1 protein-coding gene is annotated in these 238 nt (G+C 41.2%); it reads right to left on the bottom strand.

The window, feature by feature from the left end; all coding sequences use genetic code 11:
* Window positions 1–214: TetR/AcrR family transcriptional regulator (locus MTCD1_RS20265; RefSeq protein WP_235013422.1), on the bottom strand; the 214-nt coding region annotated here is incomplete at its 3' end.
* Between the last annotated feature and the right edge of the window lie 24 nt (window positions 215–238).

The following is a 238-nucleotide window of genomic DNA, read 5'->3' on the forward strand; positions in this document are numbered from 1 at the left end:
ATGCCTGTAGATGACGTTCAGCCAATGCTCGAATAATTGATGCTTTATTAGGAAAGTAGCGGTACAAAGATGTTCTGGTTAAACCCGATGCTTTAGCAATATCAGAAGGGGTCGCATTCGCGATACCAATTTCATCAAACAAGGCTGCAGCTGAATCAATAATCTGTTTTACTCTTTCAAGGCTTCTTTCCTGCCGAGGAAGATTTCTTTGCATCGTATTATTCTCTGTCATATGCCC

Source organism: Colwellia marinimaniae (assembly GCF_002207865.1).
Taxonomy (GTDB): domain Bacteria; phylum Pseudomonadota; class Gammaproteobacteria; order Enterobacterales; family Alteromonadaceae; genus Colwellia; species Colwellia marinimaniae.